This is a genomic window from Pirellulales bacterium, from assembly GCA_019694455.1.
Taxonomy (GTDB): domain Bacteria; phylum Planctomycetota; class Planctomycetia; order Pirellulales; family JAEUIK01; genus JAIBBY01.
On the sequence record JAIBBY010000046.1, the window covers coordinates 1 to 22,811 of the forward strand.

Annotated in this window: 23 protein-coding genes; 9 read left to right on the forward strand and 14 right to left on the reverse strand. The window is 62.6% G+C overall.

Annotated elements, in window-relative coordinates:
- The first annotated feature begins 88 nt into the window (after positions 1–88).
- Complete coding sequence (locus K1X71_16340) at positions 89–2,005, forward strand: YgiQ family radical SAM protein (GenBank protein MBX7074712.1); 1,917 nt, start codon at positions 89–91, stop codon at positions 2,003–2,005.
- A 74-nt stretch (positions 2,006–2,079) separates the two neighbouring features.
- Here the strand turns inward: K1X71_16340 and rpsR are convergent, their stop codons facing one another.
- Complete coding sequence (rpsR, locus tag K1X71_16345; protein MBX7074713.1) at positions 2,080–2,247, reverse strand: 30S ribosomal protein S18; 168 nt, start codon at positions 2,245–2,247, stop codon at positions 2,080–2,082.
- Between the two features lie 254 nt (positions 2,248–2,501).
- Entirely contained in the window at positions 2,502–2,939 is a 438-nt protein-coding gene (locus K1X71_16350) for a PilZ domain-containing protein (GenBank protein ID MBX7074714.1), read from the reverse strand.
- 170 nt (positions 2,940–3,109) lie between these two features.
- On the opposite strand from K1X71_16350, the gene K1X71_16355 reads away from it, so the two are divergent.
- A complete protein-coding gene (locus tag K1X71_16355; GenBank protein MBX7074715.1) occupies positions 3,110–4,447 on the forward strand; it encodes a GGDEF domain-containing protein in 1,338 nt (445 codons plus the stop codon).
- A gap of 9 nt (positions 4,448–4,456) precedes the next feature.
- On the opposite strand, the gene K1X71_16360 is transcribed toward K1X71_16355, so the two are convergent.
- Complete coding sequence (locus K1X71_16360; GenBank protein ID MBX7074716.1) at positions 4,457–4,864, reverse strand: RidA family protein; 408 nt, start codon at positions 4,862–4,864, stop codon at positions 4,457–4,459.
- Positions 4,865–5,061: 197 nt separating this feature from the next.
- Here K1X71_16360 and K1X71_16365 point away from each other — a divergent pair, with 197 nt between their 5' ends.
- The gene (locus tag K1X71_16365) at positions 5,062–5,958 is read left to right on the forward strand and encodes a hypothetical protein (GenBank protein ID MBX7074717.1); all 897 of its coding nucleotides are present in this window, start codon (positions 5,062–5,064) and stop codon (positions 5,956–5,958) included.
- Positions 5,948–6,985, forward strand: coding sequence for an extracellular solute-binding protein (locus K1X71_16370; protein MBX7074718.1), 1,038 nt, complete (start codon positions 5,948–5,950; stop codon positions 6,983–6,985). The genes K1X71_16365 and K1X71_16370 overlap by 11 nt, the downstream gene beginning before the upstream one ends.
- Before the next feature lie 21 nt (positions 6,986–7,006).
- Here K1X71_16370 and K1X71_16375 read toward each other — a convergent pair whose 3' ends face one another.
- A complete protein-coding gene (locus K1X71_16375) occupies positions 7,007–7,699 on the reverse strand; it encodes a hypothetical protein (protein MBX7074719.1) in 693 nt (230 codons plus the stop codon).
- Between the two features lie 669 nt (positions 7,700–8,368).
- On the opposite strand from K1X71_16375, the gene K1X71_16380 reads away from it, so the two are divergent.
- Positions 8,369–9,925: a transglutaminase domain-containing protein gene (locus K1X71_16380; protein MBX7074720.1), complete on the forward strand. Its 1,557-nt coding sequence runs from the start codon at positions 8,369–8,371 to the stop codon at positions 9,923–9,925.
- 12 nt (positions 9,926–9,937) lie between these two features.
- Here the strand turns inward: K1X71_16380 and K1X71_16385 are convergent, their stop codons facing one another.
- The 10 genes from K1X71_16385 to K1X71_16430 all read right to left on the reverse strand — a co-directional run bounded on the left by K1X71_16385 (position 9,938) and on the right by K1X71_16430 (position 19,078).
- Positions 9,938–10,852, reverse strand: coding sequence for a cation diffusion facilitator family transporter (locus tag K1X71_16385; GenBank protein MBX7074721.1), 915 nt, complete (start codon positions 10,850–10,852; stop codon positions 9,938–9,940).
- Positions 10,853–11,032: 180 nt separating this feature from the next.
- A complete protein-coding gene (locus K1X71_16390; protein ID MBX7074722.1) occupies positions 11,033–11,272 on the reverse strand; it encodes a hypothetical protein in 240 nt (79 codons plus the stop codon).
- 144 nt (positions 11,273–11,416) lie between these two features.
- Positions 11,417–12,838, reverse strand: a complete 1,422-nt coding sequence (locus K1X71_16395) for a sulfatase (GenBank protein ID MBX7074723.1) — start codon at positions 12,836–12,838, stop codon at positions 11,417–11,419.
- A gap of 30 nt (positions 12,839–12,868) precedes the next feature.
- Positions 12,869–13,864 carry a DUF1559 domain-containing protein gene (locus K1X71_16400; protein ID MBX7074724.1) on the reverse strand — a complete coding sequence of 332 codons (996 nt, stop codon included), beginning with the start codon at positions 13,862–13,864 and terminating at the stop codon, positions 12,869–12,871.
- Between the two features lie 64 nt (positions 13,865–13,928).
- On the reverse strand, positions 13,929–15,083 hold the full coding sequence (locus K1X71_16405) for a hypothetical protein (protein MBX7074725.1): 1,155 nt from the start codon (positions 15,081–15,083) through the stop codon (positions 13,929–13,931).
- Between the two features lie 133 nt (positions 15,084–15,216).
- The gene (locus tag K1X71_16410; protein MBX7074726.1) at positions 15,217–15,648 is read right to left on the reverse strand and encodes an acyl-CoA thioesterase; all 432 of its coding nucleotides are present in this window, start codon (positions 15,646–15,648) and stop codon (positions 15,217–15,219) included.
- Positions 15,649–15,747: 99 nt separating this feature from the next.
- Entirely contained in the window at positions 15,748–15,981 is a 234-nt protein-coding gene (locus K1X71_16415) for a hypothetical protein (protein ID MBX7074727.1), read from the reverse strand.
- 79 nt (positions 15,982–16,060) lie between these two features.
- On the reverse strand, positions 16,061–16,915 hold the full coding sequence (locus tag K1X71_16420) for an NAD+ synthase (protein MBX7074728.1): 855 nt from the start codon (positions 16,913–16,915) through the stop codon (positions 16,061–16,063).
- A complete protein-coding gene (locus tag K1X71_16425) occupies positions 16,905–17,741 on the reverse strand; it encodes a hypothetical protein (GenBank protein ID MBX7074729.1) in 837 nt (278 codons plus the stop codon). Before K1X71_16425 ends, K1X71_16420 begins: the two co-directional genes overlap by 11 nt.
- A gap of 320 nt (positions 17,742–18,061) precedes the next feature.
- Complete coding sequence (locus tag K1X71_16430) at positions 18,062–19,078, reverse strand: alpha/beta hydrolase family protein (protein ID MBX7074730.1); 1,017 nt, start codon at positions 19,076–19,078, stop codon at positions 18,062–18,064.
- Positions 19,079–19,273: 195 nt separating this feature from the next.
- Here K1X71_16430 and K1X71_16435 point away from each other — a divergent pair, with 195 nt between their 5' ends.
- The 4 genes from K1X71_16435 (at position 19,274) to K1X71_16450 (ending at position 22,780) form a co-directional block, all read left to right on the forward strand.
- Positions 19,274–20,344 (forward strand): glycosyltransferase family 9 protein, encoded by a 1,071-nt coding sequence (locus K1X71_16435; GenBank protein MBX7074731.1) that lies wholly within the window; start codon positions 19,274–19,276, stop codon positions 20,342–20,344.
- Positions 20,345–20,412: 68 nt separating this feature from the next.
- Positions 20,413–21,390, forward strand: coding sequence for a M28 family peptidase (locus K1X71_16440; GenBank protein ID MBX7074732.1), 978 nt, complete (start codon positions 20,413–20,415; stop codon positions 21,388–21,390).
- Positions 21,391–21,503: 113 nt separating this feature from the next.
- Positions 21,504–22,154 carry a hypothetical protein gene (locus K1X71_16445; GenBank protein MBX7074733.1) on the forward strand — a complete coding sequence of 217 codons (651 nt, stop codon included), beginning with the start codon at positions 21,504–21,506 and terminating at the stop codon, positions 22,152–22,154.
- Between the two features lie 92 nt (positions 22,155–22,246).
- Complete coding sequence (locus K1X71_16450) at positions 22,247–22,780, forward strand: peroxiredoxin (protein ID MBX7074734.1); 534 nt, start codon at positions 22,247–22,249, stop codon at positions 22,778–22,780.
- Positions 22,781–22,811 lie beyond the last annotated feature (31 nt).

The following is a 22,811-nucleotide window of genomic DNA, read 5'->3' on the forward strand; positions in this document are numbered from 1 at the left end:
CTTTGGCGCGGGAAGCTTGGCGCGGGAGAGCGAGAGTGCGCGCGCGCCGCGGGGCGCCAATCAGCCATTGCCGTCCACACGCGAGGAAATGGCTGCTCGCGGTTGGGAATGGGTCGACGTGGTGTTTGTGACCGGCGACGCCTATATCGACCACCCCAGTTTCGCGATGGCGCTGTTGGGCCGGCTATTGGAGGACGAGGGCTTTCGGGTGGCGATACTTAGCCAGCCCGACTGGCGCAATTGCGACGATTGGCGCGAGTTTGGTCGGCCGCGGCTCTTCTTTGGCGTGAGCGCGGGCAACATGGACTCGATGATCAATCATTACACCGCCAACAAAAAGGTGCGCAACGACGACGCCTATAGCCCGGGCGGTCGAATTGGGCTGCGGCCCGATCGGGCGACGTTGGCCTATTGCCAGCGGGCGCGAGAGGCGTACCGCGGCGTGCCGGTGATCGCCGGCGGCGTGGAGGCGAGTCTGCGGCGGTTGGCGCACTTCGACTATTGGAGCGAAAAGGTTCGCCGCTCGATCATCATGGATTGCAAGGCCGATCTGGTGGTCTACGGCATGGGTGAGCGGGCGATTGTCGAAATCGCGCGGCGCATGGCTGAAGGTCAAACCACGCGCGACCTGCGCGACATGCGCGGCGTGGTCTATCGCCTCGGCGCCAGCGAGTCGCCGCCGACGGAGAACACCGTCGCGCTGCCAAGCTACGAGCAGGTGACCGGCGACAAGTTGGCGTTCTGCGACGCCACGCGCCTGATTCATCACGAGACGAATCCGCATAACGCGCGGCGACTGACGCAGCGACACGATCGCGAGACCGTGGTGGCCAATCCCCCGGCGCTGCCGTTGACGGAAGGAGAAATGGACCGCGTGTACGGGCTGCCGTACACGCGGCGGCCGCATCCCATGTACGGCAAGGCGAAGATACCGGCCTACGACGTGGTGCGGCATTCGGTGCAGATCATGCGCGGCTGCTTTGGAGGCTGCACTTTTTGCTCGATCACGGCGCACGAGGGGCGGATCATTCAGAGCCGCTCGCACGATTCAGTGCTGCAGGAGATCGAGCGACTAGGCGATGATCCGACCTTTAACGGCGTGGTGAGCGACATTGGCGGCCCGACCGCCAATATGTACCAAATGCGTTGCACTCGGCCCGAGGTGGAGGCGAAATGCCGCCGGCTGAGTTGCGTCCATCCCACGATCTGCAAATTGTTGGGGACCGATCATGGCCCGCTTGTGCAATTGATGCGCGACGCGCGCGAGCAGCCGGGGGTGAAGAAGGTGCTGGTCGCGTCGGGCATACGCATGGACTTGGCGCGGCGCGATCCCACCTACATGCGCGAACTGGCGCAGCATCACGTGGGAGGGCTGCTTAAGGTGGCGCCCGAACACACCGATCCCGAAGTGCTCGACCTGATGAAGAAGCCGGGCAAAGAGGATTTTCTGGCGTTCGATCGCGAGTTTCAGCGCGCGTCGAAGCAGGCAGGCAAGCAGCAATATCTGGTGCCGTACTACATTGCCAGTCATCCGGGCAGCTCGCTCGACTCAATGATCGAACTGGCGGTGTTCCTCAAGCAGAATGGCTACGAGCCGGACCAAGTGCAAGACTTCATTCCCAGCCCGATCGACATCGCCACCTGCATGTACTACACCGGACTCGATCCGTTCACCAAGCGGCCAGTGCATGTGGCGCGGCATTTGCGCGACCGCAAGCTGCAGCGGGCGCTGTTGCAGTTCTTCAAGCCGGAGAATTATTTCGAGGTGCGTCAGGCGCTGGAGCAGGCTGGCCGGCACGACTTGATCGGCGCCGGCTGCGATTGCCTGATCCCTTCGTCGCCGCCCGTCGAGGCGCTGCGCAAACGGCGCGAGGAGGCGAACCGGCAGATTAAGCGGCGGCAGGAGCGCGACCAGCGATCGCAAGAGCCCGCGGCCGGCGAGACGGGCAAGCGTGGCTATCGGCCGCATCGCAAGACGCACGGCCGCCGGCGCCGTAGTGATTGATTGGTGTCGAAAGGTCGCGTCCGCGCGCAGGCCAAGACAGTTAGGAGTGTCTTGGTCGAAGAACGTCGCGCGCGTTACTCGGCGACGTAGGGGAGCAGGGCCATGAAGCGAGCCCGCTTGATCGCCTCGCTGACGGCGTGCTGGCTCACCGCGGTGCAACCGCTCTTGCGGCGGCTGACGATGCGGCCATGTCGGCTGATGAGCTTGCCGAGCAGTTCCAAATCTTTGTAATCGATGTACATGGGACGCGGCCGCTCGCCGTTGACGAAGACCGGATCCTTCTTCTTGGCGCGAGCGCCGGCGCGAGCGCGTTTTTTGGCGGTGCGAGCAGGGGGCTTGCCGCTGCGCGGGCCTTTGAAAAATGCCATGATGCCGCTAATGGGTTTGAGGTTATGGGAATCGGCTAATATAGCGATCCCCACCTCACCCGTCAAAGGCGTCATTTCGGTGATTCAGGCTCGACTCGCGCGGCGTGGTGGCCGTAAATTATCGCGATTCACTGCGAAAATCGTTCGAGCAGCGGGAAGTCCGCGGTATTGAAGACTTCCCGCACTTCGACGCCCACCTGGCGAAATCCGCCTCCCAGTTCGGTCTGATGGCGAATCTTGCCGCGCAGTTGCGACACCCGCGTCTCGGAGGGGAGCCGGATGCCCAGCAGCACCTCGTCGAACTCCAAGGGGGAGTTGACCACGAACGCCACGCCGCCGACCGAGATGTTTTTGGTGACGGTGAAAAACGACAGATCGACCTGTGGAACCCCGTTGATCATGGGCGTCACGACCACCACCACCGACAGGTCGAATCGCTCGGCCGAGCGGCGAGTGTGATCAAACGCCTGGTCTTGCGCGTGTTGCTCGTAGAGCAACCGGGCGAGCAGTCGTTGCGTATCGGGTTGAGATGGCGATCCTGTTTCGTGAACCTTGTGCTGCGTCATTGGACGAGTGCCCTCTTATGTTTCCAGGTTTTCCCCTCAGGGAACAATTAGCTCAAGACCGCGCGACGGTCCAATGCGGTCGTGCCTGGCGTCCGCACGACGGGTTATGCCAGTCGAGCCGTCTTTACGGCGCTGGACGATTTTGCGAGGGCTGGGAACGTGGATGAGCTATGTTTTTCAAGGCAACCTATCCGCAGCTTTCTGCACGCGGGAGGCAACAAGTGGTCGTGGTGCTCGTCGTATTGGCGATGCTGAATCTGCTCATCGGCTACGTGATGGGCTGGCATCGCGTTTTGGGGCGTCTGCCAGGTTTCAGAGCGGATGAACCGGCGGACTTGACTGGCGCTCGACCGCAGAGCGCGGCGGCGGCGATGGAGGCAGCGCAATCGGCGGAATTTCTGGCGCGGTTGCATGAATTGTCGTCGAACATTCAGGACATCACAGGGCGTCATACGTCCCGTGTCGGCGAGATCACCGAGGAGTTATCGCTGGACGGGGACGAGAGTAATCCGGCCGCAGTGCTGGCGGCCGCCACGGAGTTGATTAAGGCCAATCGGCTGCTGGAAAACGAGCTGGCCGCCACGAAGAACGAGATCGAACTGCAGCACCAAAAGCTCGAATCCACGTTGGCGGTGGCGCGGACCGACGCGCTGACCGGTCTCGCCAATCGGCGCGCTTTCGACGAAGAATTGACGCGCCAGTTGGCGCTAGCGCAGCGCACTGGCGCCGCGCTATCGCTGTTGATGCTGGATATCGATCATTTCAAGCATTTCAACGACCAATATGGTCATCAGGCCGGAGATGAAGTGTTGCGCCGCGTGGCGCGCGTGTTGCAAGATACGCTGCGCCACGACGATGTGGTGGCTCGCTACGGCGGCGAAGAAATCTGCGCGCTATTGCCGGGCGACTCTATCGGTGAGGCCAAGGTGGCGACGGAGCGGGTGCGGGAGGCGATTGAGCGGGCGCGCGTCGAATTTCAAGGCGCCGAGTTGGCGGTGAACGCCAGCTTGGGGCTAGCCGTGGCGACCGCCACCGACACGGGCGAGACGCTTGTGCGCCGCGCCGATCAGGCGCTGTACGATGCCAAAGAGAATGGCCGCAATCGCTCCTATTTTCACAACGGCGCCATGACCGAGCCGATCGCCGTGATGCTGCGCGACAGCCGCCGCTATCATTTCGATAGCGTGCAACAAATTGCTCCTTATCAAAACGGCGTGATTCCGATTGGGTCGCAATTTCGCCAGTACCATTGTGAAGATCTGTCGTCGACCGGCTTCGCGTATATCGCGACCGAGCGTCCTGACTATGAGCAGGTGGTGGTTTCGTTTGGCGCCGCCGACGACCCCTATTTTCGCACCGCGACCATCGTGAACTGCTCTGTGATTGGCGATCCGGAGCGGCCCCTGCATCGAGTGGGCTGCGTGTTCGTCGACCGCATCGATATGGATTCGCTGCACGAAAATGGCGACGGCGCACATGTTGCCATGTCGCCCGCGGTTGCAACTTAGCGGCGGCCGCTATGCGAGCGGATCGTCGTCGTGAGCGATGATCGCATCGACCTCGATTTCGACCAGCATTGCCGGGTCGATCAGTCGCTGGACCTGCACCATGGTGGCAGCGGGGCGAATCTCGCGGAAGAACTCGCCGTGCGCACGGCCGATCTCCTGCCACTGCTCGATATTGGTCACGAACATTCGTGTGCGCACCACATCGGCCAACCGCGCGCCAACACGCTGTAGCGCGTGTTCGATGTTGCGCAGCGCTTGCATTGCTTGAGTATGAGGATCGCCCCGGCCGACGACCTGTCCCTGCTCGTCGGTGGCGGTGGTGCCCGCGACGAACACCTGCTGACCCACGCGCACCGCGCGGGAATAGCCGACTAAGGGCTCCCAAGGGGCATCGCTACTGAGCACCTGGCGTTGCATGGCGTGTCCTTTCCGTGCGCATAGCTTACTCGAACGCCGCTGTCGGTTAGAATCGACTGCGTGATCACCGTGTCGAATTTGGCCCGCGCGAGGGGCAGTTGAATATCGTTGTGAAAACCTGCTGGGGAACAGTGGCCACCGTCGCGTTGGCGACGCTGTGCGCGTCGGCGGCGGCTGACGATTCGAAGTTGCCAGCCGTGAATTTGCTGGCCGCGGATGGAGCGGCCGCGCCTGGGGAGGGCGAAGCGCCGCGGACGGCGCCGGAGGAGTTCGCCCCGACCGCCGAGCCGCGACTGGATGGAATCGAAAACCCCTGGCGGCTGACGCCCCATCTGTATTCTGGAGGCGAGCCACACGGCGACGCCGATTTTGCCAAGTTGGAAAAGCTGGGCGTGCGCACGATTGTGAGCGTTGACGGACAGCGGCCCGATTTGGACGCGGCGCGACGCCATGGCATGCGGTATGTGCATGTGCCGATCGGCTACGACGGGCTGCCGCAGTCGGCGCAATGGGCACTGACTCGTGTGGGTCGTGAGGCCAAGGGGCCGATTTACGTGCACTGCCATCATGGCCAGCATCGTGGGCCGGCGGCCGCCGCCATCGTCTGCCAGGCTGCCAGTGGCATCAATCATCAGCAGGCCCAAGATATCTTGAAGCTCGCCGGCACTGGTAAGCAGTATGGCGGGCTGTGGCGCGATGTGGCTGGCTTTGTTCCGCCAGCGCTCGATCAGGACTTGCCTGAATTGGTCGAAGCGGCGCGCGTCTCTTCGCTTGCCGAGGCAATGGCGGCGCTCGATCGACAGGCCGACCATCTGGGGATGTGCATGAAGGCGGGTTGGAAAGCGCCGCCGGAGCATCCCGATTTGGCGCCCGCTCAAGAAGCGCTGCTGGTTCGCGAGGGGTTGCACGAAGCGCGGCGCTTGCTGTCGCCGCAGCATGCCAAGGAGTTTGGAGCGGCCATGAGCGCCGCGGAAAATGTGGCGGCGGAGTTGCAAACCGCGATTGAAGCGAACGAACCAAGCCGCGCGACCAGCGCGTACGAACAGCTTCGCCGCTCATGCACTGATTGCCACAAGAAGCATCGTGATAAGTAAACAAGTCATTGTGTGGCGGTGGGCCACGGTCGTTGCGCTGGTCGCCTGTATGGCCGGCTGCTGGTCACGCGCTGGCGGCCGCTCGGTCGTTGTCTATTGCGCGTTGGATTCGGAATTTTCGCAGCCGATCTTGGCGGAGTTTACTCGTGAAAGCGGCATTGAGGTGGCGCCCAAGTTCGATGTGGAGAGCACTAAAACCGTGGGTTTGGTCAACGCCATTTTGGCGGAGCAGTCGCGCCCACGCTGCGACGTGTTTTGGAACAACGAGATACTGAACACCATTCGCTTGCAGCGGCGTGGGCTGCTGGCGCCGTATCAGCCGCCCGAGGCCGATGAGTTTCCGACGGAGTTTCAGGCCGCCGATCACACCTGGCACGGTTTCGCCGCGCGTGCGCGGGTGCTGTTGGTAAACACCCAGATTGTGGCGGAGGCGGAGCGGCCCGATTCGATTTACGACCTGCTGGACGCAAAATGGCGCGGCAAAATTGGCATGGCCAAGCCGCTGTTTGGCACCACGGCCACCCATGCGGCCTGCCTGTTCGCGTCGCTTGGCGATGACGCCGCACAAGAGTTCTTTCGGCAGCTCAAAGCGAACGACGCGCAAATCTTGTCGGGTAACAAACAGGTGGCTCAGGGGGTGGCGTCGGGCCAATTGGCGTTTGGAATCACCGACACCGACGACGCGATCATTGAAGTAGAACAGGGACAGCCGGTCGCGATCGTTTACCCCGACCGCCGAGCAGATCAGCTCGGCACGTTGTTCATCCCGAACACCGTGGCCATCTTGCGGGGAGCGCCGCGGCCCGAGGACGCCCAGCGGTTGGTCAGGTATTTGTTGTCACCGCCGGTCGAAGCGGCGCTGGCCCAGGCCGAGAGCGCCCAGATTCCGCTCAATCCGCGGGTCACCGTCGCTCCACGCGTGGAGACGCCGCGCAGCGTGAAGGCGATGCCGGTCGACTTTGAACAGGCGACCGAGTGCTGGGACCGCGCGGCGCGCTTCTTGCGCGACGAGTTCACGGCTGGTTAACGCTGGGGGGTTGGCTCGCGGCTACCAGCCGTAGGAGTCGATGCCGAGCCGCATCCGCAGTTCCTCGAATTGCTCGCGATATTGATCGCTTGAGGAGTGGACGTGCTCGGCTTCGGTGATGAAGCGCATCTGGTCGTTGCAGCGCACGCGTTGGTCGTCCAACACGTCTTCGAAGGCGCGCAATTCTTGTCCGTAGACGATCAGCAGCTTGTGCTCGTCGAACTGCACTTCTTGCGGGGCCATCGGGTTCAAAACGGCGATGCCGGTGCAACCGTCGTTAAGGAGCATATCCTCGTAGTCCCAAAGAATGCTCTTGAGCACCGGCATGTCGATGTGTTCGCGGTACAGATCGTTGTGGCCGCGCTCGTCGCGATTGTGGCTGGTTTCCAGCACCACGTCGACGACGGAGCCGAGCGGGTCGAGCAGTTCCATGAAGACTTCGAACAACTCGCGCCGCGAGGCGGAGGCCATGAGCACCGGCACCGAGGAGCGCGTCTCCTCGTCATGATAGGTGTCGTGTCGATAGCCGGCGGTGGGCACCACTTGCAGGTCGTAGGAAGGGCGAATCGCGTCGGTCAACACGAATTCGCCATAGCGCACGACCCGCAGATGGGCTTCCAGCTCGGCTTCGCTCAAATGATCGAAGCTGCTGGCGCCGTGCGGCACGCCACCGTCTCGAAAAACATTCCGGAATAAACGCTTTAAGAAGCCCATCGGTTTCGCCAATTCAGTGTTCCAGCGACAGTTAACAGCCGGCGCAGTTAGTTCTCGCGGCGCTAGTCGAAAAGACCTGCGAATAACCAATAAAAAGCGGGTCTGCGGCCTGCCGTTGGTCGGCCGCGATGGTTGCACGCAGAATCCGTAACCAGCGTTGAACACGGCGTCTCCGATGCGTGTCCGACCAACTCTAGGTCAGCCGGCGTCGACTATCCGCCAATTGGGGCGGCGATTGATTCGCAGGCGGCGGCCTCGTTACAGGCCGAATAACCGGTAGTCCCGCATCCCGCGTGGGTGGGGGGCCGGCTGCCAGCGAATCTTCGCGCTTAAGTTGGCGTGCGATATCAACGCGCAAGGAGCGTGTTCAAACCAACTCTAGCACCCGTGAGATGGGCGAAACGGAGCTGACGATGGCCGAGCCGCGAAATTCGCGGCCCGGTTTGCGAAGGCCTGCGCCGTGGGAAAAATGTTCCACACGACCAGTCGCTTCACTCGCCACAACCGGATCGTTCGCGGAAGGCGCCCTCAAAAAAAAGAGGAAAGTTCCGCGAACAAAACTTCCCTATTCAAGATCGCGCTGGATCGCCACGGCGATTTCGCGCCGGGCGCAGCGCGTCTGCTATGATTGGCCAGTCTCACTACGCACGCGACGAAAAAAGGGTTCGCATGAGGCAAACCGAATTGCTTTGCGCCGGCGGCAGGTCTGTCGCCCTGGCAGGGGCCATCCTGGCGCTGGCCGGCTGCGCGGCCGGTTGCAGTGGTCGCGCCGCCAGCACCGAAAGCGAATCTGCGCCGAACCAGCAAGCTGGCGTGCTAGCAAACCGCGACTGGTGGGACGCCTTCTACATGGGCGACGCGCGGGTGGGTTACACCCACACCACCACTCGGACGACGATGTGGCACGGCCGACCGGCGATCGAACTGGCCGTTGAAAACCGTCTGGTGCTGGAGCGATTTGGCCAGAAGACGACGCAGGAAGTGACGACCACTGCCCACGAGACGCCGGCAGGGCAATTGCTCGATCTGCGCAACGAGACGCGTGTGGCCCAGGCGCCGATTGTGTTGACGGCCAAGGTTGTCGGGTCTGAACTGCGCGTGGAGACGACCGCCAGCGGGCAAGCGCGGCAAACGGCCATTCCCTGGTCGACGGACATTGGCGGACTAATGGCCGTGGAGCGCAGCCTGTTGGAAAAGCCACTCCGGCCGGGCGAAAAGCGCTCGGTGCGATTGGTCATGCCGATGCTGGATCAGGTGGTGCTGGCCACGAATCACCTGGAAGCCGGCGATTACGAAACGACCGAGATGCCAAGTGGTCCGGTCGAATTGTTGCGCGTAACCAGTCGGGTGGAGTTGCCGGGGGGCGGGATCACCTCCACGATCTGGCTGAACCGCCAGGGAGAAACGCTCAAAACGCGGATCGACGCGCTGGGCATGCAATCGTTCCGCACCACGAAGGAGGTGGCGCTGGGCAAGCCAGAAGCGGCGAGCTTCGACCTGGGCTACGACACGGTGGTGCGGCTGGCGCGACCGCTTGAGAACCCGCGGGCAGGCCGGCTAGCGCGCTACCGGGTGACGCTAAAGCAGGGGGACCCGGCCGCCGTGTTCCCTCATGGACCGACTCAAGAGGTACATGCCGAGGACGCGCATACGGCTCTGTTGACGGTGCGCGCCGTACGTCCTGGCGAGCCGGTCAAAGCAAGCGCTGATGCTGCGCCAACGGCGGCGGACCGGGAGCCGAATTCGCTCATTCAGAGCGACAATGCGCGCGTGACGGAACTAGCGCGCGAAGCAGTGGGCGACGAAACCGACCCGGTGAAGGTCGCGATTGCGCTGGAGCGATTTGTTCATGAGCGGATTCGCAAGAAGAATTTCAGTCAGGCGCTGGCGACCGCGGCGGAAGTCGCCAAAAACTTGGAAGGAGACTGCACCGAGCATGCGGTGTTGTTGGCCGCGCTAGCGCGTGCCAAAGGCATCCCCGCGCGGGTGGCGATTGGGCTGGTTTATATCCCGTCCGAGCAAGGGTTTGGCTACCACATGTGGAACGAACTGTACCTGGACGGCGCCTGGATCCCGATGGACGCCACGATCGGCCGAGGGGGCATTGGCGCCGACCATCTCAAATTGGCGCAGTCCAATTTGCAAGCGGCGGGCGCCTTGACCTGTTTTTTGCCAGTGGCCAAGGTCATGGGACAACTCGGGATCGAATTGATCGAATCGGAGTAGTCAGAGGCGCTGTTAAAAGTTGGGACGGTGCTCCTCAAAGCCGACCGGCTCGATCTGCACCGTAATGTGATCGATGCCAAAACGGTCATGCACCGTCTCGCGAATTTCGCTGAGGATGGCCTGCGGTTGACGATCGCCCTCGACAACGACATGCGCTGAGAGGGCTTCGAAACCGCTGGTGATGGTCCAGACGTGCAGCGAATGGACTTCGGCCGCGCCGTCGAGGCTCAACAGGGCCTCGCGAACTTCGTCGAGATTGATGTGCTGGGGGGCGCTTTCCATGAGGATCGCGACCGATTCGCTGACCACGCCCCAGGCCGAATGGACGACTAGCAAGGCAATGACCACCGAAGCGGCGGGGTCGACCCAGCGCCAATCGACCGTCCAAATCATGATGCCGGCGAGAATCGCCGCCACGCTGCCGAGCGCGTCGGTGAGCATGTGCAACCAGGCGGAGCGCACGTTCAAGCTGCCGGCGCGACCGCCCGATAAAATCGCGAGGCCGGCGATATTCACCAGCAACCCGCCCGCGGCAATGGCCAACATGACCGGACCGATCACGGGGGGCGGTGCGCGAAAGCGACCAATCGCCTCGACGATGATCCAGCCCGAAATAGCCAATAGGGTGGCGCCGTTGACGAGCGCGGCGAGAATCTCGGCGCGGTAGTAGCCAAACGTGCGGCGCGACGTGGCGGGGCGGCGCGCGACCCAGATGGCAAACATGCTCAACGCCAATGCGGCGGCGTCGGAGAGCATGTGACCGGCGTCGGCCATTAGCGCAAGCGAGTTCGCCCAATAGCCGCCGGCAAACTCGGCGATTGTATAAACACTGACCAACACCAGGGCAGCGGCCAAGCGGCGCAGATTGTCGGCCGCGCGCGCGGTTGCGCCATGCGGGTGCTGATGGCCGTGTGCTAGTTGATGCATCCGTTGCAGGCTCCGAACCCAGGCGCGTTGCGCCGCTCGGCTTCAGAGCCTAGCAGAAGTACGACCGAGGGGAACAGATCGCCGGCGTTTGTGAGCGCCGAGCAGGCGCTGATCGACCCATCGCGCTGCGCATTGTGCGCGCAGAAGCGCGAGCTTAAGTATCGCTCGTCGCGGGCGCCGTTAGCTGTTTGTATCCCCTTCCTGGCCGATCGAAGTCTCCGATTCGTGCGAAGGACCACGGCCCTTGCGCGCTGGCGGAAACTTCGGTCCGCAGTCCGCTGCTTGCGGCGGATGATAGCCATGCTCTTCGCGGCGTGTCTCGCCGTAGTCCCCCAGCAATTGTCCAGCGGCATACGAACACGGCGCCGCGGCCGCTTCGCAGGGGCTTGCGTTTGGCTTTTTCTTGACAGTCTGTGCCATCTCTCGGTTCCCCCGAACAGTTCCGTTGGCGAATGCCCCGCCTCTCGCTTGAACTCTAGTGCAAAGCTCAAGCCAAAACCTGGAGAAATTGTTATCCCGTCTTGGGCGCAGCTCGCTATTTCGTTGTCGCCTCGCGACTTGCGGCTAATTTTTCGCTTTGGAGAAGGCTGTCTCCAGTCGCTGTTTCAGACGGGACTCTACCGCTTTTGTCTCGCTCTGAGCGGCCAAATTGACAAGTTCCTGCGGATCTTGCCGATGGTCGTAAAGCTCTGCGGGACCATCGCCCCACTGTGTATAACGCCAGCGATTGGTGCGAATGCTGCGCCCCATGACCGGCTGTTTTTGCCGGTTCCGACGCGTGACCTGAGTGAACGCCACGGCGTCGGTCTCGGTGGCGGGGTCTTGCAGCAGTGGCGCCAGACTTTCGCCTTCCAGGTGGCCGGGATTCGTCAGTCCGCACAACTCGACCAGGGTTGGATAAAGATCGACCAGTTCGGCCGGTTGCGAACACGTGCGCCCCGCTCCCTTGGCGCCGGGCGCGGCGATCACTAATGGCACGCGCGCCGACTCTTCGTAGAGCGACATCTTTTGCCACAGTCCATGCTCGCCCAGATGCCAGCCATGATCTCCCCAGAACACAACGATGGTGCGGTCGGCCAGCCCGAGCCGCTCGAGCGCGTCGACCACCGCGCCAACCTGACGATCGACAAAGGTCACAGCGGCATAGTAAGCGCGGATCGCTGCCCGCTGCTGCTGCTCGCTGAGACCATAGTTGGCGGGCGTCACCGTGAGCGCCATCTCAGGCTTGGTCGCTCGATCCGTGGCGGGAGAAGCGGGGAGCTTGATGTCGGCTGCAGCGTACCGCTGTAGATCGGACTGTGGCACGATCCACGGCACGTGCGGTCGATAGAAGCCAACGGCCAGGAAGAACGGCTCGTCTTGATGTTGCTCTAGCAAGCGAATGGCCGCGGCCGCGCCGAGGCCATCGGTGTGCTCGGCGTCGGTGGCGTCGTCGCCAAAATAGCTGAGCGCGGCGCCGATCTGAAACTGCGGTGTGAGTCGCGTGAGCAGGTCTTCTTCGTCCTTGTCCTGTCCTCGCGGATTGATGACATCTTGCCAACTTGGCGGGTCGTCCAAGCCGTTGGTTCCGATCTGTCCGGGCACGCCGTAGTGATAGAGTTTGCCGACGCGCGCCACATAGTAGCCGTTTTGGCGGAAGCATTGCGGCAGCGTGACCACATTCGGCACGACCTCGCGAAAGTGAGTTTTGTTCTCCAGCACTCCGCTGCTATCGGGGCGCAAGCCGGTGAGCACCGAGGCGCGGCTGGGATTACACAGCGGAAACTGGCAATACGCGCGATCGAATCGCACGCCGCGACGGGCCAGCCGATCGATGTTTGGCGAGGCGACGACGGGGTTGCCATAGCAGCCGAGCGCTGTGTTCAGATCGTCGGCAGAGATGAACAGCACATTCAGCCGAGTCGTCGGTTCGGCGGCCAGCGCGTTTGCGCTGCGCGCGAACACAACAGTGAATAGCACCGTGCGTGCCAATACGCGTAGCAACATGCGATCTCCCCTTCTCGTGACAGCGGGTGGCTATTCGGTGGCGACTTCTTCGCCCGCGCGCGTGGCGAGCGCCTGCCAAACCGCTGTATCGACCTCGTTGCGAACGAAGCGCACCGAACCATCGGCGAAGAGCGCGCCGACGCCGTGTGGGTGCCGACTGCGCGCCGCGCGCCAGCCATATGGCGAATAGCGAATGGCGGTGGGACCGGAGATGCGCACGCCGATGCAGTCGGACTTCACATGGTTTGGCGGGTAATAGTGGTTGTATAACGCGCAGCGATACTCGCCGTTGGCCCAGGAAAAGCCGCGCAGATCGGCGAAGTTCCATTTGCGGGTCGCCTCGCAGGCGCTGTCGGTGAGCGGCGCGGCGAAAATATAGCGATACGCGGTGTCGGGTTCGATCTTGGTCGGGTCGGTGGTGCTCGCCTCGCCGGCGCCGAGCAGGCTTTCTGACATGCAGATCGTATTGCTCGCGCCGTCGCGAATATCGGCAAAGCGAGTTTGCGAGTTCACGTAGAACACGCCGTTGGTGTCGACGGGCGTTCCACCCCCGATGCCTGTGCCAGTGCAGGCGGCGTAGTTGGTGGGCCCATATCCCTCCGCCACCGGTATTCCCTGGTCGCTGGCGCACAGCAGCAGCGGAATCACGATCGCCACCCCGGCCCGATTCTCGGGCGTCACTTGATAATCGGTGCCGTAGAGCGGCAGCGACATACGCAATTGCTGGGTGGCCGTGCCCATCTCGAAGTGGGGGGCCAAGTGCGCGAACACCGACCAGCGATAAAACGTGTGGGGGTGCGACGGTACGCGCTCGTATCGCTTGGCGTCGGCGCCAGGTGGGAAGTGCCCCTGTCGCGATTCGTAGCCGTGCAGCGCCAAGCCCAGTTGTTTGAGGTTGTTGGCGCAACTGGCGCGGCGACTCGATTCGCGCGCGGCCTGCACCGCCGGCAGCAATAACGCGACGAGCAGTCCGATGATGGCGATTACCACCAAAAGCTCGACCAGCGTAAAGCCGCGGCGCCGCACTCTAGGTCTCCCGTTGCGCGCCCGCAACGCGGAATTCCCAAGGCGCGCGGGCAGGGTCTAAATTCTACGCGCGACGGCGGCGCGCCGCGAGCAACAGGGTCAGGCCGCCCAAAAGCGCCAAGGCGCCAGTGGTTGGCTCAGGAATGGCTAGCGCGGCCGTAGCGGCGCCGGAGGTGAAGTTGTCCGCCCACACGGTGTAGTCGGCGCCGTCGACCTTGCCATCGCCGTTGTAGTCGCCTTGGGCAATGTTGTACGTGCCCGGCAGATTGAAGTTGTCTGCCCAAACGGTGTAGTCGGCGCCGTCGGCCAGTCCGTCGCCATTGGCGTCGCCGTAGGTGAGCAGCAGCATTTGCGAGGGGAGCAGCAATAATCCGCCGGGACCGGTGGCCTGGGTCGACGATCCATTGGAGAGATCGAACCGCATCACGCGGCCTGGAATGGTCTTCAAATCTCCCAGTTCGGTGACCAGCAGCGCGCCGTCTCGATCGAGCATCGCGCCGGCAGGGAACGACAAACCGGTGGCGAAGGTGTCGATCGGCGCGCCGGTGACGGCATTGAAGCGCTCGATGTTTCCGCCCACGAGATCGATGACGTACAAGTTGCCGTCGGGGCCGACGACCTGCCCAGCGGGTGTGGCGATATTTGTGCTGTCGATGAAGATCTTGTCGAAGGCGCCGCTGGTTGCGCTGTAGCGCAACACCTGATCGGAGCTAAAACTGCTCACATAGAGGAAGCCATCGTCGGAAAATCGCAGCGCGGTGGGCGCCGACAACCCGCCCCCCGAAGCGAAGCTTCCCAGATGCGCGCCGGTTTGCGGGTTGTAGCGCTCCACGGTCGCGCCGCCGAAGTTGGCGACATACAAATCGCCATCGGGGCCGAAGTCCAGGTCGGAGGGTTGGGCCAATCCGTCGCTGGCGAAGACATCGATGAATGCGCCAGTGGCGCCGTTGTAGCGGAGGATCTGACCATCGCCGTTGGGACCGGCATTTTGAGCGGCGACGTAGATGTTGCCATCGGGTCCGCGCCGCATGCCCACAGGCTGACTGACGCCACCGGCTCCGGCCGTGACAAAGTTGCCTTGAAAGGCGCCGGTCGTCTCGTTGTAACGGGCCACGGCGTTGCCGAGTCGATTCGACACCAAAAGATCGGCGCGAGCGCTGGCGGTTGCCAATGCCAGTATGACGACGAGCGCAACGAGGCGAAGTGAAGTTGCTTGCATGTGAGGGCGTCTTTCTCTGTGAGGGATGGCAGGCGTTCCGCTCGCCTGGGTGGGGTGCCCCGCATTCCTTCGGTGGGACATGCAATTTAGTTGGGCCAGGGCCAGGCGGCAACCAACCGGGGGCGCGAAACGACTAGACCGCCAGATCGGGCTGATCGCCAGCCACGATAAAGGCCGCGCTCACCTCGGGCGGAATGCGCGTAATGCGGCCGTCGACGAATTGAACAAACGCCCAGTCGGTGCTGGCGTCAGCGAGCAGAACTTGGTCAGTGGCGCGAACAATCTTATAGCGCCGCAGCGAGGTCACTCGACGCGTGGACGCGACCCAAGTGCGGACGATCAGCGGCTCGGCTTCGAACGCTGCCCGCAGGTATTCGATGTTGTGGGCGCGTACGACCCAGCCGGCGCCGAGTTGTTGGTAGCGCTCCATAGGCCAGCCTTGGGCGAGCGAGTGGGCCATCGCGGCATCGAGCATCCAGCGCAAGTAGGCCAGGTTGTTGGCGTGCCCAAAGAGATCAATCTCGCTGGGCTGAACGGTATGTAGATGCTCGTAGATGACCGGCACGCGACGGGGCGCTCCCTGGCACGGCGAAGAATATCAGAATCCGAGAGCAAGGTAGCAGATCGGCGCGTTGAGAGCGAAGCGAAGAAAGCGGGAACAAGGTTAGCGATCTTCGAAGGCCAGATCTTGTTCGTTGAGCGCCTTCTCGCTGCGATTGCGAGGCTGGCAGATCAGAATCAATCCCAGTGCAATGCAGAGTGCCACCAACAGGTATTGGTAGACGTAACCCTTTTTGTCAGAGGCGGGGAGCGAAGGCCCCTCGCCAACGGCATCTTGAGCTTCCTGGGCCAGCAGCAGCGCGCTGCCCATGAGCACCCAGGCGGCGGCGGACAGCATGGCCAGACGGCGTGACAGGGATTTCAGGAATTGGCGAATCGGCAACATGCCTAGATTTTGGCCTGAAATCGTCGCAAGCTCAAGTTCCCCAGTCGCGCGCGTAGCGAAAGTCGCGGTCCATGGTGCGATGGGAGAGCTTGGCGATGATCGGCATGCGCCTTTTGTAATGGTTGCGGCGAACCATTTCGGCGACCTTCAAGACGAAATCGCGCTCAAAACCGCGTTGAATCAGCTCTTGGCTCTTGTAGCGACGATCGACCATGAGCACCAGCAGGCGATCGACGGCGTCGTAACTGAACCCCAGTTCTCCCTCGTCGGTCTGCCCCACCCACAAATCGCCCGTGGGTGGCTTGGTGAGGACCGGGTGCGGCACGCCCAGGTGATCGGCGAGTTGCCGGAGTTGCACTTTGTACAGGTCGCCAATCGGATTGATGGCCGAGGCCATGTCGCCGTACAGCGTGCCATAGCCCAAGAGCAGTTCGCTCTTGTTGCTGGTGCCGACGACCAGCCCGCCGAAGGCGGCGCTTTGATCGTAGAGAATCGTCATCCGCTCGCGCGCGCACTTGTTGGCCAGCCGCAGGGGACTGGCATCGGGGAACGCGGAGAAATAAGCGTCGATCTGCTGGGTAATTGGCACATCGAGCGAGTTCACACCGAGGGCCTCGATCACCGCGCGGCTGTCGTCTCGAGTGGCGTCGCTGGAGGTCTTGTACGGCATGGTGACGGCGAGCACGTTTTCGGCGCCGAGGGCGCGCGCCGCCAAGAAGCACACCGTACTGGAGTCGAGTCCGCCGGAGAGGCCCAGCACGGCGCGCTGCAAACCGGTGCGCTGGATCTCGTTGCGAATGAATCGCACCAGGATCTGCTCGACCAGTTCGGGATCGATCCGCAGTTCTGTCGGAACGTGTTCCATGGTGGCGCCGTTAGTGCTCATAGCGTCGACGTTTAATCCGCTGTAGCTCCTCGATCATCATCATCAATTGCGTGTCGCGACCAAGCGGCGAGAGCAGTCGTTGACGGCGCAGATCGGCCAGATCGAATTCGGCGACCAACAGGCTCTCGTCGAAATAGGGCGCGCGGGCCAGCACCTCGGAGCTTGGTCCCACCACCATGCTGCCCCCCCAAAAACAGAGCCCGTCTTCAAAACCGACTCGATGCGCCAAAACCACCGTGGCGCCGAGTGTTTCGGCATAGCAACGGGTAAGCCGGTCGTACGTTTCGGCGGTCGACACGCGCGGGCCCTCGACACCGCGGGCGGGAGAGTTGGCGATGCAGATCAAAAAATCGATTTCCTCGGCCTGCATGACGGCGATGGCCGACAGGTGCCACAGATCTTCGCAGACCAATAGCCCTACTCGGCCCAGTCGCGGTGTATCAAAAGCGCGGAGCCGATCGCCCGGCGCGAAGTAGCGCTTCTCATCAAACAATCCGTAAGTGGGCAAGAACACCTTGCGGTGGACATGCACAATTTGGCCGGCCTCGGCGTACAGCGCGGAATTGTAAAAGCGGTCGTGTGGCGCCTCTTCTACAAAGCCGAGCACCAGCGAGGCATTGCCTGCCGCCTTGACTAGCCGATCTAGCTCGGGCGCATTGGCCGGCAGCGCCACATCGGGCACCATATCGCGAAGGAAATAGCCGGTCAGCGACAATTCGGGAAAAACGATCAGGTCTGCCCGCTCGCGGCGCGCGCGTTCGATTTGCGCCAAATGCAAATCGATGTTGCGATCACGGTCGCCGAGCGTGGGCGCGATTTGACACAAGGCGACGCGCAACTTGGGTCGTAGCGCACCAGCGGTGGATTGCGGCGCCGGCCGCGATTCGGGTTGACGACTGGCAATCGACAAGGTTCATGCCCTCGCAGCGCTGTGAGACAGGCGTGGTCATCCCATGGGCCGACCGCAAGCGGGCGGCGACCACAGGGGAATGGCTGCTAGGCTACTCTAACTCGCGCCACGGAAATTCGCCAATCGGGGGGGTATGGCGAGCACTGCTTGCCAACGTCGCGGCGCGGCGGATTGGCGCGCATACCGCTGCCTGCAAGGCACTTAGCGACAATTGGAACCGCCACTTCTCCGAGCCGCTACGCGGCCTTTTTCTTGGCCGGCGCTGCCGCGCTTTCCGCAGTCTCCGGCTGGAAGAGCTTCACGCAGCGATTGATGGCATCGAACATAAACCGGGCGGCGGTATAGTGGCCGGCGTCGACCCAAACGATTTCCGGTTCGCCAAACGCCTTCCATAGTGACTCGGTGCAGGCCGGCGGCACGATCTCGTCATGCTTGGCGTTGAACATCACGATCTTGCGCCCCTGCACGTTTTTGCCATAGGTGCAGGGATCGATTGGCTTGAGCAGAGCAAAAAGTTCCTCGGTGGTCTTGCCCTCGGCCTGCCAGCGGCCGATGATCTTGGCCGCCTCGGGCGACTCCAAGCCAATGCGGGCAATGTCTCCGCCGGCCAACATCAGAAAGGCCTTTTTGAATCGCGGTTCGGCAGTGAGCGCCAACGAACCAGTGATGCCGCCCAAACTGATGCCGGTGATGCCGAGTTGTTCTGGATCGATCTCTGGTTGCGCGGCGAGCCAAGCGGCGCCTTGGCGAATGTCCAGCACGGCCTGTTTGAAGCCTTTGACCGTCTGCACTGCGTCTTCGGAGATCATTTCGACGCCTGATCCGGGTTGTTCGCGCGGACCGTAATACGGCAACTTGATGAACAGCGCGCCAACGCCGTTGGTCGCCAGCGCGCGAGCGACCAGCCGCGATAGCTCGAAGTCACCTCCCAGAATATGCAGCACGATCACGCCTGGATGCTTGCCCTCGCTGAGGGGACGAAAGTATTCAGCGTGTACCGTGTTGTTGTTGGGATGCGGTGTTTCGACCGGTGAGGGGAAGCGCACATGCGACCATTCCATTTTTTTCGAAGTGCCGGGAATGATCTCCTGTTCGAACTCGAAATCGTGGGCCGGCATGCAAAAGAAGTCGGGGATGCCTTTTTCGTTCTTGGCGGGCTCATAGTGGGCCTTGCCGGTGCGATCGACCTTCGCCCAGGCGGTGTGAGCTGACAAAAAAAGCAAAACGAGCGCCAAGGCAAGGTGCTTTCGCATGACGGGTTCCGATGGGCTGGTGGGGATCGAGGCGGGAGTAAGGCAAACAAGGGGCGAATGGGACCGCCTGAAGTAATACTCCGGCGGCGATCGCCTGGTTTGGCCGCCGGCAGGCTCGTGTTCCGTTGTTTTGGGCGGCCCGATACGATACCGCTAGATTTTAACCTCGCGGGCAGGCCTAAACCAGCGGACGGCATGGACGCGCGCATACCGCTCGATCAACTCAATCCTGGCCGGATTTGCCTCATCAAACCGAGCGCACTGGGGGACGTGGTGCAGTCGCTACCGGTATTGGCTGGGCTGCGGCGGCGCTGGCCCGACGCGCACATCAGTTGGGTGATCCATCGTGGACTGGCTGGCATCCTGGCGGGACACCCACAGATCGACGAGTTGATACCGTTCGATCGCGCGGCGCGCGGCTGGCAGCGCATCGGCAGTAGTTGGGGTTTAGCGCGCCGTCTGCGGCAATCGAGGTTCGACCTGACGATCGATTTGCAGGGGCTCTTGCGCACCGGTCTGATGACCCTTTCGACTGGGGCCGCGCGGCGGGTGGGGTTTGCCAGCGCGCGTGAGGGGGCGGCCTGGTCCTACACCGACCGCGTTGAGGTGGAGAATCGACTGCAATCGGCCGTGACTCGCTATTGGCTTGTGGCACAAACATTGGGATGCACGGAGCCAATGCCGCCGGCGGCGCGGTTTGGTCTGACTCCTGCGCTGCGTACGTGGGGTGCGGAACAACTAGCCGCGCTGCCGCGCCCGCGATTGGCAATTCATCCTGGCGCGCAATGGGCGACCAAGCGCTGGCCACCAGAACACTTTGCCGCGCTGGCCGAGCGGGCGCAGCGCGAATTTGGCGCGGGCGTGCTGTTGGTGGGTGGGCCGGGAGAGCGAGCACTTGCGGATCGCATCGCCGCCCGGTTGCGCGGACCCTTTGTCAATCTGGCGGAGCGGACCAACTTGTTGGAATTGGCGGCGGTGCTCGCTGGCGTTGATGTCGCTTGCTCCGGAGACACCGGTCCCATGCACCTGGCGGCGGCGCTCGGCACGCGGGTGGTGGCGGTGTTCACCTGCACCAACCCGGTGTTGGCGGGCCCCTACGGGACAGGGCATCGTGTGGTGGCGACGCATGTGCATTGCGCTGCCAGCTACCGGAAAACGTGCCCCACGATGATTTGCATGGAGGAATTGACGCCGCAGCGTGTCTGGCCGGCGCTGGCCGCCACGCTGGGCGAAATCGTCGCGCGGCCCTCCGTGCAAGCAGGTTAATGTCCAATGTCACTTGTAACGACGTGGGCGGTACAATGACTCGTATTCTCTATTTGTCGCCGGTGGACATGCAGCACACGTCGCGTCGGAAATTGATGATCGCCGGATTCGCGGCGGCGTTATTGGCCCTGGTGGCGGTGGCGGGGGTGATCGTGGGAGGAGGCAGCGCGGCAAATGCTCCGCGCCGTGGCGCCGCGCGACAGATTCCCTTCGACGGCGCCGCCGCCTACGAGTATCTGAAACAGATTTGCGATCTGGGACCGCGTCCGAGTGGATCGCAAGGCATGTTGGCGCAACAGGCCCTGCTGGCCAAGCACTTTCAGCAACTTGGGGGACAGGTGCGGATGCAGCGATTTCGCTATCGGCATCCGCAAACTGGCGCTCCGGTGGACATGGCGAACCTGATTGTTGAATGGCACCCGGAGCGCAAGGATCGGGTGCTCCTGTGCGCTCACTACGACACGCGCCCCTTTCCAGATCGTGACCCAGTCAATCCGCAAGGCACATTCCTTGGCGCCAACGACGGCGCCAGCGGGGCCGCGCTATTGATGCAGCTTGGCAAACAAATGGCGGCGCTGCCGGGACCGGTGGGGGTCGACTTCGTGCTGTTCGACGGTGAAGAATTTGTGCTGAGCGACAACGACCCCTACTTTGTGGGATCGGAGTGGTTCGCGCGGCAGTATGTCGCCAACCCGCCGGAGCATCGTTACCGGGCGGCGGTGCTGCTGGACATGGTGGGGGACGCGGACTTGCAGATATTCCAAGAGCGCAACAGCATGTGGTGGCCCGAGTCGCGCCCGATGGTGGAAGATATTTGGCGCACGGCCGCGCGGCTGGGCGTGCGCGAGTTTGTGGCCAAGCCAAAGCACGAAGTACGCGACGACCACTTGAAGCTGCACCACGTCGCCAAGATTCCGGCCTGCGACATCATCGACTTCGACTATCCCTACTGGCACACCGAGGCCGACGCGCCGGATCGCTGCTCGGCCGACAGCCTGGCCAAGGTGGGCTATGTGATCCACGAGTGGCTCAAGACGTTGAAGTAGGCTGCAGATGACTCCAGCGATGTCGGTTGAGAATTTGTATCGAGTATCGCGCAGCTCACTCGTGTTCTAGAATCGAGCCTCACGGCTGGTTTTGCTTGTCCCGGGAGCTTCGCATGGACCCCTTTCGGTTGTCGCTAGCGCTGGCGCCCTTGGCCTGTTATCTGCTCGCCTTGGGCATCATCAACTATTCACGGCGGGCGACCGTGGTCGCAGGCCCGCGCGACACGCTGGCGCTGGGACTGGCGCTATCTGGGCTGGTGATCGTGGGGCCGATGGAACTGTTCATGCCCCTTTCGGCCACGGCCTTTTTTGGGCCGCTCGTTTGGTGGTTGCTCTTGGCGTTTTATGGGCTGTGCCTCTTGTTCCTCATGCTCATGGAGCGACCAAGACTGGTGATCTACAACCTCGACGGCGACGCCGTGCGTCCGCTTTTGGCGTCGATCGCGGCGCAGATCGATCCCGACGCCCGCTGGGCGGGCGACTCCGTGGCGCTGCCGAGCCTGGGCGTGCAATTGCGGATTGAGGAAACCCGCCCCATGAAGAGCGCCGTGCTGTTGGCCAATGGCGACGAGCAGAACGTGGCGGGCTGGCGGACGTTGCATGGCGCCATGCGGCGGCAACTGGCCTCGGTCGATGTGGAGCGTAATTTGAAGGGGCTGAGCCTGATCAGCTTTTCTGTATTGGCGATGCTCTATGCGCTCTACAGCGCGGCGCGCGATCCGGCTGCGGTGGCCCAAAATCTAGCGCAATTGTTGAGACTGTAGCGGCCGTGGGCTACGATCCGGCGTCGTCGATGCCGCATTGACCATCGACGCGCGACAGGTACTCGACTTCTTTCCTCAGAGGAGATCGCACCATGAAAAATTACTTGCTTCGTTGCTGTCTGACGTTGTGCGCCGCGCTCGCCGCCGCCGGCGCGCCGGCCGCAGAACTCCAGCCGGGTGATCCGGCGCCCGACTTCGCTTTGCCAGGAAGCGACGGCAAGACGCACAAGCTGAGCGATCATCTCGGCAAGGAGGCGGTGGTCATCGCCTGGTTCCCGAAGGCCAAGACGCCCGGCTGCACCTTGGAATGCAAGTCGATGCGCGAAAATGGCGACGCGCTGCGCAAGTTGGAGGTGGCCTACTACACGGCAAGCTGCGACAAGCCGGAACTGAACAAGGAGTTCGCCGAACAACTCCAGGTCGATTACCCGATCTTGAGCGATCCAGAAAAAACCGTTGCGGCGGCCTACGGCGTGAGCGACGGCAAGATTCCGTTCGCCAAGCGTTGGACGATCTACATTGGCAAGGACGGCAAGGTTTTGGCCATCGACAAGGAAGTGAAGACCAAGACCCACGGCGCCGATGTGGCGGCCAAGCTCAAAGAACTGGGCGTGCCCGAGAAATAGAGCAAAGGCCGGCGCGCACAATCGCCCCACG